Raw genomic sequence first — 14,457 nt, forward strand, 5'->3', positions numbered from 1 at the left:
AGGCGGCCCAAACGCCTGCTCCGGTAGGCAATCGGCCGGGGTTGAGCGCTATTGCGTACCGGGTGGGCACGCACGCGCAGTTCAGGCAGAGCTTGCTGGCTCGCCTGGCCGCTGCTGGCCCCGCCCTGAACGCCTTTACCACGCGCCACGGCGACGACTTCACGGTTGGATTGCTGGATGCCTGGTCAACGGTGGCCGACGTACTGACGTTTTACCAGGAGCGGATTGCCAACGAGTCTTTTTTGCGGACGGCCACCGAGCGGTTCTCCGTGCTGGAAATGGCCCGGCTCATTGGCTATGAGCTGCAGCCCGGCGTAGCGGCCAGCGCCTACCTAGCTTTTACGCTCGACGACACCGCTGGAGCCTTCGCGCCCCAGCTGGTGCCTGGTACTACTTTCAACGGGCAAGCGGACCTAGCCAGTACCACCATCACCCCGGAACTCAAAGTGCAGAGCATTCCGGGACCCGGCGAGCTGGTGCAGACCTTTGAAACTATCGAAACCATTGAGGCCCGCGCCGAGTGGAACGCCATGAAGCCCCGCCTTACCCAGCCGCAGCCCCTGTCGGTCACGATGGGGGTACTGCTGCTGCAAGGAACCGGCTACGCGCTCAAGCAAGGCGATGTAATTCTGATTAACAAGACTAAGCTGCGGAAAATCCTGAACGTTAGCTTGGACGAAACTGCCAAAACGACGCGGGTTGATTTCGTGGCCGAGGCGTCCTTTCCCGCCTATGTAGCCCCGGCATCTCCCGCGGGGCAAGTCAGCGCCTACCTGAAAAAACCTGCGCTAACGGGGCTTACCGTTAAGCAGCTGCTGCAAAGCACTTGGCGCGAGGGCGACATAGCCGCCATGATTTCCGCCAATAGATGGTCGGCTACAATGTTGGCAACCAGCTTTTCGGCTCCGCCGGCGCCCCCGAAGACTACGGCTGAAAACGGGGTGCAGGCGTTCCGTAAAAGGGCGTTCTTCTTTGGCTATAATGCGCCTTACAAAGTAGTGTACACGGGGACCATTCCGGGCTTTCAGGAATGGGCTGTCAGCGAGTGTGCCACCCGAATCTTTCTGGATACGGCGTATGAAGAGCTACTCCCGGGGGGAGTCATCGCCATTCAGGGAGCCGATGAAAAGCTCGAAGATGTTAAAAGAATCATTGATGTGCAGCAAGTGGACGTGCGGGCGCGCACGGACTACGGTCTGAGCATCAAATCAACGGCCCTAACCGTAGCGGGTGACTGGCGGCAGCTTATTGCCAGTAGCTTATCCTCCCTGGCTTCGCTCCGCGGCCTGACTGTTTACGCCCAAAGCGAGCCGCTGACCGTCGCCGATATTCCCATCGTCGATTTAATTGAGGGCAACTCCCTCACCCTTGGCCGCTACTATCCCGGCCTGCGCACGGGACAAAAACTACTGCTTATTGGTACGCCTAGCGACTTGCCCGGCGTAGTAGCGAGTGAAGTGCTGATTATTAAAGACGTATCTGTTACTCAGGGTTTTACAATAATAGGTTTAGAAAAGGCGCTGACCAATGCCTACGTCCGCAGCTCTGTGACCTTCAACGGCAACGTAGCCCTGGCCACGCAAGGTGAAACCGTGCGGGAAAGCCTCGGCAGCGGCAACGCCAGCCAGGTATTTCAGCGTTTTGTGCTACGCCAACCGCCGCTTACCTACCTAAGCGGGGCAACGACCAGTGGCGCCGCGACTACGCTGGAAATCCGCGTCAATGAGGTGCTGTGGCACGAGGCGGCCTCGTTGTTAGGGCTCGGACCTCAGGAAAAAGTATATACCACGCACACCGACAACGAGGGCAAAACTACCGTCATGTTTGGCGATGGTATCACCGGCGCGCGCTTGCCCACGGGGACCGAAAACGTGAAGGTCAAGTACCGCAAAGGCCTGGGCCTGGACAACCTGGTGAATGCCAATCAACTCTCGCAGCTGGTCAGCCGGCCGCTCGGCGTAAAGGGCGTCAATAACCCACTAGCGGCCCAGGGAGGCGCTGAGCAAGAAACACTGGACGATGCCCGCCGCAACGCCCCGCTGCAAGTACTGACGCTCGGCCGCATCGTGTCCCTGCAAGACTACGCCGACTTTGCCCGCTCGTTCGCCGGCATCGACAAAGCACTGGCTACCTGGACCTGGGTGGGGCAGCGGCGGCGCGTGTTTGTAACAGTAGCAGGTTCCAGCGGAGCCATCGTCGACGAGCAGGGAATGCTGTATAAGAACCTGTTGCAAGCGACTCGCCAAGCTGGTGATCCGAATGTGTCGGTAGTCATTGCGACCTATGACCCAGTCTATTTTCAAGTTGCAGCCAGCGTGAAAGTAAACCCGGACTATTTACCGGCAACGGTACTTCCCGCCGTAGAAGCCGCGCTGCGTCAGCAGTTATCCTTTGCTGCCAGGGACTTCGGCCAACCCCTGGCCCAGAGCACCGTTGTGGCCGTCATCCAACGGGTGCCCGGCGTAGTAGCAGTGGAGCTTGAGGCACTTTTTCGAACCGACCAGGAAGACGCCGGTACCGGCGCCGGCCTTACGCAGCCCCTGGAAGCTACGGTACCCCGCCCCGGGGACCGGACCGTTCTGGCGGCGGAGCTGCTGCTGCTCGACCCCCGTCCCGTTAAGTTGCGCCTGATGTCATGAGCTTCGATGCCAAACACTTATACGAGCTGCTGCCTGCTCTTTATCGCCTGCGCGATGCCGAGGTAGGCCGGACCCTGTCGCTGCCGGACGAGGGCGGGCCGTTGAAAGCGCTGCTAGCGTTGTTGGCTGAGCAGGTGGGCGTGCTGGAAGAAGACCTGGCCCAACTCTACGACGATCAGTTTATCGAAACCTGCGCGGAATGGGTGGTGCCCTATATCGGCGATTTGGTGGGCGCGCGCGGCCTGGTAGTGTATCCGAATGCCAATTTCAGCCAGCGAAGCCAGGTAGCCAATACCCTTAGCTACCGACGTCGGAAAGGCACCGCGGCCGTTATCGAGCAGCTGGCTCACGACGTGACCGGGTGGGACGCCAGCGTGGTGGAGTATTTTCAATTGCTGGCCACTACCCAGTATATGAATCACTTGCGCCCCAAAAATCTGGCGGTAGCTTCCTTGCGCAATGCGGCCTCCCTAGAAATACTGCATACTCCTTTCGACAAAATTACCCGCACCGCCGACGTACGCCGCATTGAGCCGCAACGGGGCAAGTATAACCTGCCGAACATCGGCATCTACCTCTGGCGGATTGGCAGCTATCCATTAACTCAATCACCTGCCTTTCAGGTTGATCTTCTGCGCTATACTTTTAACGCGGTAGGCCTCGATGCGCCGCTCTACAACCGCCCGGCTGCGGAGCAGGAAATCACGCACTTAGCCGAACCAGTCAACGTGCCCATGCCCCTGAGTCGGTCTCGCCTAACGCGTGACTTGGCCACATACTACGGCCCCGACGCGGCGGGTACCCTGCCGAAGAGTCTGCTGGTGTGGGCTGATGAGCAGATGGTGGCACCTGATTTTATTTCGATCTGTGACCTGAGCAACATCAAAGATCTGGCCGGCAACGACGTTCTGGACGGTGCAGGGCAGCCCGTGGGTTGGGTAAACATGCCCCCACCGGTAAGCAGCCCCCCGCAGGGAAGCTACCCCCGCTACCGCTTGGCGATTGATCCGGTGCTGGGACGGATGGCTTTTCAAATGCCCCCCCAAACAGTGCAGGTCAGCTACCAGTATGGATTTAGTGCCGACATGGGTGGCGGCGAGTACGGCCGGGCCAGCACCTTCTCCGCCGGGCTGGCCCAACTGGTACCAGTTTCAAAAGCCAACGGGCTGACTATTCAAGACGCGCTGAATCAGCTGGCCGTAACCGGGGGGGTAGTGGAAATTCAGGACAACGGCTACTATCTGGAAAACCCGGTGGTGCAGATTGCCAGCGGGAAGACCATTGAGCTGCGGGCCGCCGATGAGCATCGGCCCGTTTTAGTGCTGGCGGGCGAGCTGCTTGTCCTGGGCGAAGCCAATGCCGAGTTTCACTTAAATGGCTTGCTCGTTAGCGGGGGCAGGGTGCGGGTGCCGGCGCTGGCTAGCAGCGGGGCGCTTAACCTTCTGCACGCCATTTGGGTGCGCCACTGCACCCTGCTGCCAGGAGCGAGTCCGGCTCTTCGCACGGAGGAGGGACGCCTGGTGGCGCAGCCCGCCGGGCCCCGGCTCGTGGTAGAGGTGCCGAACTGTGAGGTGGAAGTGGAACAATCCATCGTCGGAAGCCTGCGAGTGACGGACGAGGCTGCCGTCAGCCTCAAAAACAGCATAGTCGATGCCTTGCGGGCAACGGAAGTCGCTTTTGCGGGCCTGGTAGCTCCCGGCCCGGCTACCGCTTTTGAGGCTGCCCGGCCAGGGGCTTCGCTTACTATCCAAAACTGCACGGTTATCGGCAAGGTCCACACGCGGGTAATGACCTTGGCTGCCAACACCATTTTTATGGCCAGCCTCGCGCCAGCCGACCAGTGGCCCGCACCGGTCGTGGCTGACCGTCTCCAGAAAGGCTGCGTTCGGTTTTCGTACGTGCCGCCCGGCTCCCGGGTGCCTTCGCCCTACCGATGCCAGCCCCAAGCCGCAGCCGAAGCAGTTCGGGTGCGCCCAGTCTTTACCTCTTTGCGCTACGGCGATGCGGGCTACGGCCAGCTTAGTGAGCACTGTGCCCCGGAAATCCGGCAAGGAGCCGACGACGAAGCGGAAATGGGGGCATTTCACAATCTCTACCACCCTCAGCGCGAGGCCAACCTGCGGGCCAGGCTGGAAGAGTACCTGCGGTTTGGACTGGAAGCGGGCATCTTTTACGCCTCCTAAGTCCGAAGAGGAAGGCTTCGCAGCAACTACAAATTCACCCCAGGATAACGCCTGAATTTAAAAGGAGAACCACACAATGGCTGGTGATTATTCGCGAAAAACTTTCGACCAGGAAAAGCACTACAGCGGCGTGCTCATGCAGCAGGGACGCGTCCAGCTTGACGCCGACTGGAACGAGCAGCTGGCCATTCAGCAGTACCGGACCGAGACGGAAACCACCGATTTGGTGGGAGCCACGGGCGTGCCGAAAAACAACGACGGGTTTAAAATAGGCCTTTCGGGCCCGGGCAGCCGGCTCACTATTGCGGCGGGGCGCCTCTACGTTGAGGGGTTGCTGTGCGAGCTGAGCCAGGACGTTACTTACTTCCAGCAGCCCTGCTACCCGGCTCCCAGTATCGCTTACTTCCAGCGCCAGCTCGGTAGCCCGCCTACTAGCCCACCCGATGCCGGCCAGCTGACGCTACAGGATGGCAGCTACCTGGTGTACCTGGACGCCTGGCAGCGCGAAATTAACTTTCGCGATGACCCGCACATCCAGGAAGTAGCACTCGGCGAAGCAGATACCACCACCCGGCTCCAGACGGTCTGGCAGGTCAGGCTGGTGAAGGTGACTGCAGGGAGCGGCGCCCCCGACTGCCAGAGTGCCTTTCCGGAGTGGGACCAACTTATTGCGCCCCCCACGGGGAAGCTTAACGTACAAACTAAGCGGAACACCAACCCCAAGGATCCTTGCGCCCTGCCGCCTACCTCCGGGTTTCGCCGCTTGGAAAATCAACTGTACCGGGTCGAGGTGCAGCAGGGGGACAACCGAACGGTAGGCACCTTTAAATGGTCGCGGGATGATGCCAGCGTCGAAACCAGGATAGAAGCCATTGACGGGGCAAACCTCGTTGTGGCAGACCTGGGCCGCGACTCCGTGCTGGGCTTCGCCAACGGGCAGTGGGTCGAGATTGTCGACGAAACCGCCACGCTCACCAGTCGCCCAAATGCCTTATTCCAGATTGCCGCCATCGATGTCGACAAACAGGCTATTACCCTCAATAGCTCTGCTGATGCATTGAAAGCGAATCAGAACCTGAAGCTGCGCCGCTGGGACCAGGCGGCCGCGGCGCTGGCCATGAAGCCGGCCGGTGCCGTAGGCGACTGGATAGACTTGGAAGATGGCATTCAGGTCGCCTTCACTGAAGGATCTTACCACCCGGGCGACTACTGGACTTTCGCGGCCCGTACCGCCACCGGGGAGGTAGAATGGCCGCCCTTCGCTATTCCCAACGACGCGCCCCTGCCGCAACTACCCGCCGGTACCAAGCATCACTACTGCCGCCTGGCCCTGGTGCAGGCCCTGAGCGGCGTGGTAACTCTGCAAGACTGCCGCAAGCTGTTTCCATCCCTGACAGAAATCACGGCCGATGATGTGCAGTTCAATAACACAGCTTGTCAGCTGCCCCAGGCCCAGACAGTGCAGCAGGCCATTGAGCAGCTTTGCCAGAATCAGCAGGGTCACTGTACGCTAACTGCCTCTCCAGGCCCGGGCTGGGAGGCCGTTTTCGATAAGATCAAAGAAGGCCAGGACGCCCAGATCTGCTTTAAGGTGGGCGATTACGTGCTGAGTAAGCCCGTCAAGATTTCTCACAAAGGGCACCTCAAGCTAATCGGCGGCGGCCCCGGTACCCGCATCCTGGCGCCCCGGCTGGAGGTAGGACTGGTATTTGAAAGCTGTGCGTCTGTGCTGGTTCAGGACCTTTACGCAGAAGCAAGCAACGCGCTTAAACCAATCCTGGCGGGAGTTTCGCAGCTGAACGGGGTCTTGACGTTCCTGAGCTGCCCGACGGTTGAGGTAGAGCATGTTAAGCTGCAGTGCGGCCCCGGAGCAGTCCGGACGGCTACTTGCCTAACCGTCCGCAATGAACATAAAACCCCGGGCTCGGTGCGGATCCGTCGCTGCGACCTGCAGGTAGGGCATCAGCAACAGGGTATTCTGCTGGTGAACGTGACAACGGCGCTGGTCGAGAACAACACCCTGCGCGCGAGCTCAACAAGGCAGCTAAACCTGAGCAGCGTAGTGGCCGATAAGCAGCAGCGGGCCGGGCTGCGCCAGCTGCTATTCAGCAAAGCAGTGCTTAATGCTTCCAAAGGGGGAAGCCACAACGCCGAAATAACGGTGGGCGATCAGCGCCTGAGCTTCAAGACGCTCAGTCCTTTGCGCAAAGCCTGGCAGCAACTGCTGACTGCGAATCCGCCGCTGCCAAACGCGGCGCCGGCAGACTTGCAAACGCACATTAAAAAGTTAGCGAACCGGCTCCTGGTAGATGAAGTATTCCGCAAAACTGTGCCAGCCTTCAACCAGGCCATCGCGTCGCTGGCGACGCAGACGCAGCAGGTAGCCGCCCAGGGCATTACGGTGGGTGGTCGCACGGCCCAGGACATTCGGGTACTGAATAATACGATTGTCGGCTCTTTGCAGGGGGTGCACGTGGGGCTGAGTCATGAGCAGGCCAATCACGAAGATGTTGATCAGGCCGAGGCCGTTACCATTGCCGGCAATACCATTGATGTCGTGCTGCTGCCCACGGCCAGCAAGCAGGACCGCCACGGCATTTTTGTCGGCAACTGCAAGAGCTTGCTCATTGAGAACAACAACATCCGACTCAACCGCCTGCCCGATACCGACAACTTTCTTATCGACGGTATTCGGGTGTGGGGCAACCTGGGCGAGCGACTGATGATTACCAAAAACTACGTGGCTAGCGCTGATGGCAATCAAAAGCGCAGCTTTGTTGTCGGCATTCACGTAGAGCCTTTAGCGGACAAGCCTCGAAACGCGCAATGGGTGGTGATGTGGAACATGGCTCCTAGCAAGCAAACCACTGTTATTGCCCGCAACGGCACCCTTAATGTGGTGGGTACGAACACGCCTTAGCGGCTATTAGTAACAATCAGCGTGTGCTGCTCAGAACAGCTCCTCCACATAAAAAGCTGTTTTTTCTTGGAATTAACAATAGCGCTTCTTATATTTAACACAGCGTCTGTCCTTTCGGTAAGGTTGTGTAGTGAGTTGTCGAAGAGTTAGGTCTGCTTTGTTGTGTGCTTTTGCTCACTTCGCTAGTGTACTGAGTGCTTTGGTTGCGAATTATGTGAAGGGTTCGAGTCCCGGGCGTGAACGAACGAGACTGACACAAGTTGGTCTCGTTTCTTTTTTTAAGAGGTCTCGCCGGTCAGCAAAATGCTTAACGCCCCCTTTTTGCTCGTCTCCTGCCTCATGCCGACGTACAACCGGCGCGAATTTGTCCCGCATGCCATCCGGTATTTTCTCCGGCAAGATTATCCTCATAAAGAGTTGATTATCTTGGACGACGGCACCGACGCAGTGGCCGATCTGGTGCCTGATGTTCCTAACATTCGGTATATTCGACTAGCGAATAAGGTGACCTTGGGGGCCAAGCTTAACCTGGCCTGCTCGCACGCAGCTGGCTCTATTTTAGCGCTATGGGACGACGACGACTGGTACGCCTCCCGGCGGCTGAGCTACCAGGTTTCAACCTTGCAGACGGAGAAAACCGATGTTTGTGGCATCAATAAGCTGCTCTACTACGATCTGATCAACCACCGCGCGTTTCAGTACCGATACCCCGCTAACCAGCGGACTTGGATCAGTTCGCTGTGTTTTACCAAAGATCTGTGGCAGCAAAATCCCTTCGCCGATATCAACGTGGGCATGGATGGGCTATTTATCTGGGCGACGGCTCCCGAGCGCATCTCGGTCCTACCCGATTGGACTATTTCGGTTCATATGATTCATAACCAAAATGTTAGTCCCAAGCGAACCGCTGGCCAATGGTGGCAGCCCCACGCGGTGGCAGACATTCAAACTATTCTGCAAGCCGACTGGCAGAGCTACCGCCCCGCCGAAGCTGTGGTAGTAGCGCCTCCACCCAGCCAAATTACCGTTCGGGAAGGAAGCCCGGTGCCTACGGTACCCAAACCCGTCCGGAACGTGTATGCCTGCCTGGTGCATGAGCACGCAGAGTGCGTGCTTGATCTGGTGCGCAACCTGCGCCACCTCGACCCGGAGTCCCCTATTGTCTTGTACAATGGCGGCCAAAACCCGGATTTACTGAAAAGTCGTGCGCACTGGGACGCCTTAGGAGTACTAGTGCATCCTAAGCCACACCCTATGCAGCATGGGTACCTGCATCAGTTCGCGCTGGATACCATGGCGTTTGCCCTGGATACCAGCCCGTTCGATACCCTGACCATTGTCGATTCCGATCAGCTAGCCATCCGGGCAGGTTACCCGGCTTTCCTGGCCTCTTTTCTGGCGTCACAGACGAACATCGGCCTGCTTTCCAACCGCCCCGAGCGGCTTACCCAAGCTACGCAGGATATCTGGCCCGTTACGCAGGCGTTCAAAGAGTATGACTTGTGGAAACCCTGGCTGCGGCGTTTCGCGGATGGAGAAAGCAAGTTTGTTCACTGGACCTTCTGGCCCTCTACCATCTTCACGGCGGACGCTGCCCGCGATTTAACCCGCCTCTTCCGAGAAGACCCGCAGTTGCAGCACCTCATGATCCAGACTAAGATCTGGGCCACGGAGGAAATTATCCTGCCGACGCTGGTCCGGCTGCTAGGCTATGAAATTGCCAGAAACCCGTGTAGTCACACCTATGTGCAGTACCGGCAAGCCTACAGTCAGCAGCAGCTACAGCAGGCCTTTACGCAACCCGATGCCTACTGGGTTCACCCCGTCGAACGGCACTACGAGGATACTGTGCGTCAGCATACCCGGCGCCACTTCAACCATTACACCTGTGAAAAACCCGCAGACTGCTTTGACACACAAGCCGCGCCGAGTCTGTTCAGGCCACTGGCGCTCATAAGGCATCTAAAAACAATGGAAGGATGGCTCAGCGACGAGGAAGCCGATCTACTGCTGGCCATTACCCTAAAAGTTTGCCAGGGCGCATCAGCGCCGCCGGTAGTCGTGGAGGTGGGCAGCTACCATGGTAAATCCACCGTTTTAATTGGGAGCGTCATCAAAGCCTTTTGTCCACAGGCTCGCCTGATAGCCATTGACTTGCACGATGGCAAGTTAGGCGCGGCCGATCAGGAGCTGCAGGTCCTGCCGCCGTCGCTGATTCCCTTTAAAATGAATCTGGTGAAAGCCGGCGTAGCCGATGTAGTGCAAGTCATTCAGAAGCGGGCGGATGAGGTTCCGTGGCAAACGCCCATCGCGCTGCTGTTCATCGACGGCCTGCACGATTATCCTAACGTCGCCCGCGACTTCTGGCACTTTGCCGACTACCTGCAGCCAAATGCCTACGTGGCCTTCCACGACTACGCTGATTATTATCCCGGGGTACAGGGATTTGTGCGGGAGCTGATCGCCAGCAAAGCCTACCGCAAAATTCAGGTGGCGGAAACACTGGTAGTCCTTCAGAAAGTGTAGCAAGCCATGACCCGCACCGAACTGCTTAATTATTTTGTGGATCAGCGCAACCTGCAACGCTACCTGGAAATAGGTGTCAGCAACGAGCAGGATAACTTCGCCCACATCCGGTGTGGCTACAAAATAGGCGTTGATCCTAAGCCGGTTACTACGTTTCAGGGAACGTCCGATGCGTTTTTTGCGCAAAACAAGACGCCGTTCGACCTGATTTTTATTGACGGGCTACACACCGAAGAACAAGCGCTTCGTGACATGACTAATGCCAGCCAGTGCTTGGCAAGCGGCGGCCTTATCGTCTTGCATGATTGTTTGCCGCCCACGGCATGGTATCAGCGGGAGCTAGCAGAGTTTGAGGAAGGAGAAAACTGGAATGGGCAGGTGTGGAAGGCCGCCTTGCGATTCTTCCAGCAGACTACCTATGCGTGCGTCGTGCTTGACACGGACTGGGGCTGTGGTCTGATCGATAGTACCCGCTCGCAGATTCTGGAAGCGAAAAGCCTGCCTGCTAAGCTGGATTACGATGCGGATTTTGAGCTACTGTTATCCTATAAAATGAGCGTGGCGGCTTACTTCCGTACGCAGGTAGCCGTGTTTTATCACTTGGCCTGCATGGGCAACTGGCAGCAGGTCTTTGCTGAGCAGATGCTTCAGCTTCAGCAGAATGGGTTTCGTCAGGTTAAGTTGACGATGCTTGGTGATGAAGCCGATTTGCTGGTGGTGAATTCCATTTGCAGTAACCTAGAGCTACTAGCCGAAGTCCTTTTCCGGGCTCCTGAACTAACGTATTTTGAAACGCCGGCCATGCTGGCTATGGAAGCACACGCCCGGCAGCACGAAGGATATGTGCTGTATTTGCACAGTAAAGGCGTGAGCAATCCGGACGACAAAATCAAAGTCCACTGGCGGCGCCTGATGATGAAGGAGTTGGTGGAGCAGTGGGAACGCTGCGCGCTTCAGCTACCGCAATACGATGTGATAGGGGTAAACTGGCGCGATATGGGCAACATCTCCCATTTCAACGGAAATTTTTGGTACGCATCTACGCGCTATCTGCGCAAGCTGGCCGATTTTGCGCCTTACTACGCGCATCCCTGCTACCGTATCTGGGATGTAATTAACGACAAGCGTTTAGGATGCGAATTCTGGATTGGCTCATCAAGCCATTCACCACGAATTCTTTCCTTGGTGTGCCGCAACGAGGATTTCTGTAGCGAGGAGTATTGGAGAGCATCAAAAACTGTGGGGCAGGCGGGCTAGGCAGTCAACTGCATCGGTTCGGACGACAAAGACTAGGGGCAGGGTGCTGCTGCCGAAAACAACCTTCCCACTCCTCATTGAGCACCTTAGTGCGGGCAGCGAAGTTTCTGCGCCGAGTGCTGGCTAAATTGCCCTGCCGAGTGCACATGGTATTGACAGACAATGGTATTTAGTTCGGCAATATGCGTAATCAGCTCAAAGCCTTTCGCCATATCTTTGATCGCGTTTGCACCGAATACGGTATCGAGCACTGCTTCACCAAGCGGGCGTGGCTGTTGCGGAACTCGGCGTGACACCTGCAAGCGAGGATTCGACGAGCTGAACCGAGCTAGAAAGGCTACCAAGATTGCTTTTTACATGCCCTTCGTAGCTAGATTACCAAGTTTCGACCGAGCCGGCAGGTTCTGCAACATCCACGGGCGTGGCTGTTACAAAACTCGCTGGCTGGCTCAGCAACAGTGTGAATTGGTAGTTAAGCTTATCTAAAAGCCGGTTTTGGCAGCTTTTCTAGCCTTATTCGGGTGGTCGAGGCTTCCTGAAAAGTCGGTGCGCCGAGTTCTGCAACAGCCACGGGCCTTTATTGGATTCTTTCAGAGAGGGCGATTCCAGCGTGTGGAAGCCCTTTTTCCAGTCATATTTTACTGACCCTTATTGGACTACTTTCAGGATGTATTTCTGGCGCACTAGCACTCCCTCAATAAGGTTAGCCTACCGTTCGATTTTCGTCTCAATGACTGAATGTATACTAGGACTGGTCCAGCTTATCAAATTCCTTCCGCACCTCTGCCATAAGCGCCTGCTCACTAGGTAAATAAAGCTGATACTTGCTGGCTACAATGGTCTGATTATCGGCTGGCAGACTGATTTTCACCACCGCATCGTTCTTGTTGGCGCAGAGCAAGATACCGATGGTGGGATTCTCGTGGGGCAGCTTTTCCAGGCGGTCGTAGTAGTTGACGTACATCTGCAACTGGCCCAAATCCTGGTGGGTGAGCTTATCGGTCTTGATTTCAACCAGCACGAAGTATTGCAGCAGCCGGTTGTAGAACACTAGGTCCACGAAGAAGTCGTCGCCGTCGAGGTGCAGGCACTGCTGCCGAGACACAAATGAGAAGCCGTTGCCCAGCTCCAGCAGAAATTCCTGTAAATGCGTAATCAAGGCAGCTTCTAGGTCGCGCTCGTAGTAGGCGGCCTCCCGCTTAAGACCCAGAAACTCCAGCACCATAGGGTCTTTGATGATGTCTCGGGCCTCCGTGGGTAGTTTCTCTTGGCGGGCCACGGCCAGTACGGCCGCCACGTCGTTGCTAAGCAGTAAACGCTCGAACAGCTGGCTGTTAACCTGCCGCTCCAACTGTCGGGCCGACCAGTTGTTTTTAGTTGCTTCAGCCAGATAGAATTCGCGCTTATCGGGATTGTCGAGGCTGATAAGCGTTTTATAGTGTGTCCAGCTCAATTGCGTCCGCAGTGCGGACGCAATTGGGAAGGTACGGTAAAACTGGCGGTAGCGTTCCAGTTGCCGGCCCGAAAATCCGCTACCAAACTGCGGTTGCAACTCTATCGCCAAACCCTTGATAAGACTGCTGCCGTAGGCTGCCCGGTCGGCCCCGTGCTGCTCTTCTTCAAGAATTACTCGTCCGATGTGCCAGTGTAGAAGTACCCGTTCCGTATCGACAGCCCGCACAGCCTGTTTGCGCGCTTGCGTGATGAGGCCGCGCACAGCGGCGAGTAATTCTGGTTTAATACTCATACTGCAATGGCTTTGTAAATAAATTGCCCTTAGGATAGCCAGTAGAAATGGGTAGTAAAAAAACCGAGTACCCATTTCTGCTGCTCGATAGCGAAACGCCGGCAATATCCTAGGCTCAGAAGGCCCTTTTTTAACCATTCCATTATATCCACGAGCTAAAGTGCTGGTAAAGCAGGAAAGCCTCTCGTCTACCCTTTCCTTGCCGCTACCTATCTGACCCGAGCGAAACTGGCTTCTTCAGCGGTAGCTCGGTAAGGTGGCCAACTTTAAACCACGCTTGAGCTGTCAGGCTCCAGCCTAAACTGGTCTTCTTTCAAGGGAAGCGGACAGCATTAGGTAATGGTAGTCTGACATTCCCCTTTGTGGCTGGCTAAAGTTACCTTTTTGCCAAATGGCAAGTAGCACTCCCCCAAGCCCGCGTACTTTGCACCCATGGATGAACTCTTCGGCTATCTCTTGCAATTCGGGTCGCTCAATCAGCGCCAACTCGACCTGATTGCCAGCAAGGCTACCCCCTTGGCGCTGCTCAAGGATGCCTATTTCCTGGAGGCCGGGCACGTATCCAGGCGAGTAGGTTTCCTGCAGGAAGGCGTGCTGCGGATTTGCTATTATGACAATAAGGGCACCGAAATCACCCGCAATTTTATCGACGAGCTGCACCTGACCACCAACCTGCGCGGCTTGGAAGAAGGCCTAGCTTCGCCCGAGTACGTGCAGGCGGTCACCGATTGCCGGCTCCTGGTATTTGCCAAGCACGACTGGGACGGGTTGGCCCATACGATAGTGGGCTGGAGCGACATGGTGCATAAGATGACGTCCAAGCACCTAAACGAGAAGCTGGCGCGTATCAGCCCGATGGTCACGCAGGACGCAAGCACCCGCTACCGAGAATTTCTCGACCACTACCCCCGGCTGGCCAATCGCATTCCGCTATCCTACCTGGCCTCGTTTCTGGGTATGACGCAGTCGTCGCTGAGTCGAATACGAAAAAATATTCGTTGACGCGCTTTTTGCCAAATGGCAACTGCTGGCTTTCTGGGGTTGAGGACCTTTGCGGGGTAAACTAACCGCACCCCTCCATGAAAACCGTTCTGATAACCGGGGCCAACAAAGGCATCGGCTTTGAAACCGCCCGCCAGCTCGCCCAGCAAGGCTATCACGTCTACCTGGGCAGCCGCGACCTGG

At 56.9% G+C, this 14,457-nt stretch carries 8 protein-coding genes; 7 read left to right on the plus strand and 1 reads right to left on the minus strand.

Annotation, left to right across the window (positions count from 1 at the left end; translation table 11 throughout):
* Positions 1-41: 41 nt before the first annotated feature.
* The 5 genes from ACFSDX_RS25040 (at position 42) to ACFSDX_RS25060 (ending at position 11,525) form a co-directional block, all read left to right on the plus strand.
* On the plus strand, positions 42-2,639 hold the full coding sequence (locus ACFSDX_RS25040) for a putative baseplate assembly protein (RefSeq protein ID WP_382318712.1): 2,598 nt from the start codon (positions 42-44) through the stop codon (positions 2,637-2,639).
* The gene (locus ACFSDX_RS25045; RefSeq protein WP_382318714.1) at positions 2,636-4,822 is read left to right on the plus strand and encodes a hypothetical protein; all 2,187 of its coding nucleotides are present in this window, start codon (positions 2,636-2,638) and stop codon (positions 4,820-4,822) included. The genes ACFSDX_RS25040 and ACFSDX_RS25045 overlap by 4 nt, the downstream gene beginning before the upstream one ends.
* Positions 4,823-4,898: 76 nt before the next feature.
* The gene (locus ACFSDX_RS25050; protein WP_382318716.1) at positions 4,899-7,742 is read left to right on the plus strand and encodes a DUF6519 domain-containing protein; all 2,844 of its coding nucleotides are present in this window, start codon (positions 4,899-4,901) and stop codon (positions 7,740-7,742) included.
* Between the two features lie 339 nt (positions 7,743-8,081).
* Complete coding sequence (locus ACFSDX_RS25055) at positions 8,082-10,268, plus strand: glycosyltransferase (RefSeq protein ID WP_382318718.1); 2,187 nt, start codon at positions 8,082-8,084, stop codon at positions 10,266-10,268.
* A 6-nt stretch (positions 10,269-10,274) separates the two neighbouring features.
* Positions 10,275-11,525 (plus strand): class I SAM-dependent methyltransferase, encoded by a 1,251-nt coding sequence (locus tag ACFSDX_RS25060; protein WP_382318720.1) that lies wholly within the window; start codon positions 10,275-10,277, stop codon positions 11,523-11,525.
* Positions 11,526-12,270: 745 nt separating this feature from the next.
* On the opposite strand, the gene ACFSDX_RS25065 is transcribed toward ACFSDX_RS25060, so the two are convergent.
* The gene (locus ACFSDX_RS25065) at positions 12,271-13,272 is read right to left on the minus strand and encodes a PDDEXK nuclease domain-containing protein (RefSeq protein WP_382318722.1); all 1,002 of its coding nucleotides are present in this window, start codon (positions 13,270-13,272) and stop codon (positions 12,271-12,273) included.
* A 432-nt stretch (positions 13,273-13,704) separates the two neighbouring features.
* On the opposite strand from ACFSDX_RS25065, the gene ACFSDX_RS25070 reads away from it, so the two are divergent.
* Both ACFSDX_RS25070 and ACFSDX_RS25075 read left to right on the plus strand, forming a co-directional pair.
* A complete protein-coding gene (locus ACFSDX_RS25070) occupies positions 13,705-14,274 on the plus strand; it encodes a Crp/Fnr family transcriptional regulator (RefSeq protein ID WP_382318723.1) in 570 nt (189 codons plus the stop codon).
* A 77-nt stretch (positions 14,275-14,351) separates the two neighbouring features.
* A partial coding sequence (locus tag ACFSDX_RS25075; RefSeq protein WP_382318760.1) for an SDR family NAD(P)-dependent oxidoreductase occupies positions 14,352-14,457 on the plus strand: 106 nt, incomplete at its 3' end.

The sequence above is a fragment of the Hymenobacter bucti genome, from assembly GCF_042681145.1.
GTDB classification, from domain to species: domain Bacteria; phylum Bacteroidota; class Bacteroidia; order Cytophagales; family Hymenobacteraceae; genus Hymenobacter; species Hymenobacter bucti.

What these genes read in the sequence shown, in the direction of transcription:
- ACFSDX_RS25045 (WP_382318714.1), top strand. Translation starts at nt 2,636, where the DNA reads ATGAGCTTCGATGCCAAACACTTATACGAGCTGCTGCCTGCTCTTTAT.
- ACFSDX_RS25050 (WP_382318716.1), top strand. Translation starts at nt 4,899, where the DNA reads ATGGCTGGTGATTATTCGCGAAAAACTTTCGACCAGGAAAAGCACTAC.
- ACFSDX_RS25055 (WP_382318718.1), top strand. Translation starts at nt 8,082, where the DNA reads ATGCCGACGTACAACCGGCGCGAATTTGTCCCGCATGCCATCCGGTAT.
- ACFSDX_RS25060 (WP_382318720.1), top strand. Translation starts at nt 10,275, where the DNA reads ATGACCCGCACCGAACTGCTTAATTATTTTGTGGATCAGCGCAACCTG.
- ACFSDX_RS25065 (WP_382318722.1), bottom strand. Translation starts at nt 13,272, where the DNA reads ATGAGTATTAAACCAGAATTACTCGCCGCTGTGCGCGGCCTCATCACG.
- ACFSDX_RS25070 (WP_382318723.1), top strand. Translation starts at nt 13,705, where the DNA reads ATGGATGAACTCTTCGGCTATCTCTTGCAATTCGGGTCGCTCAATCAG.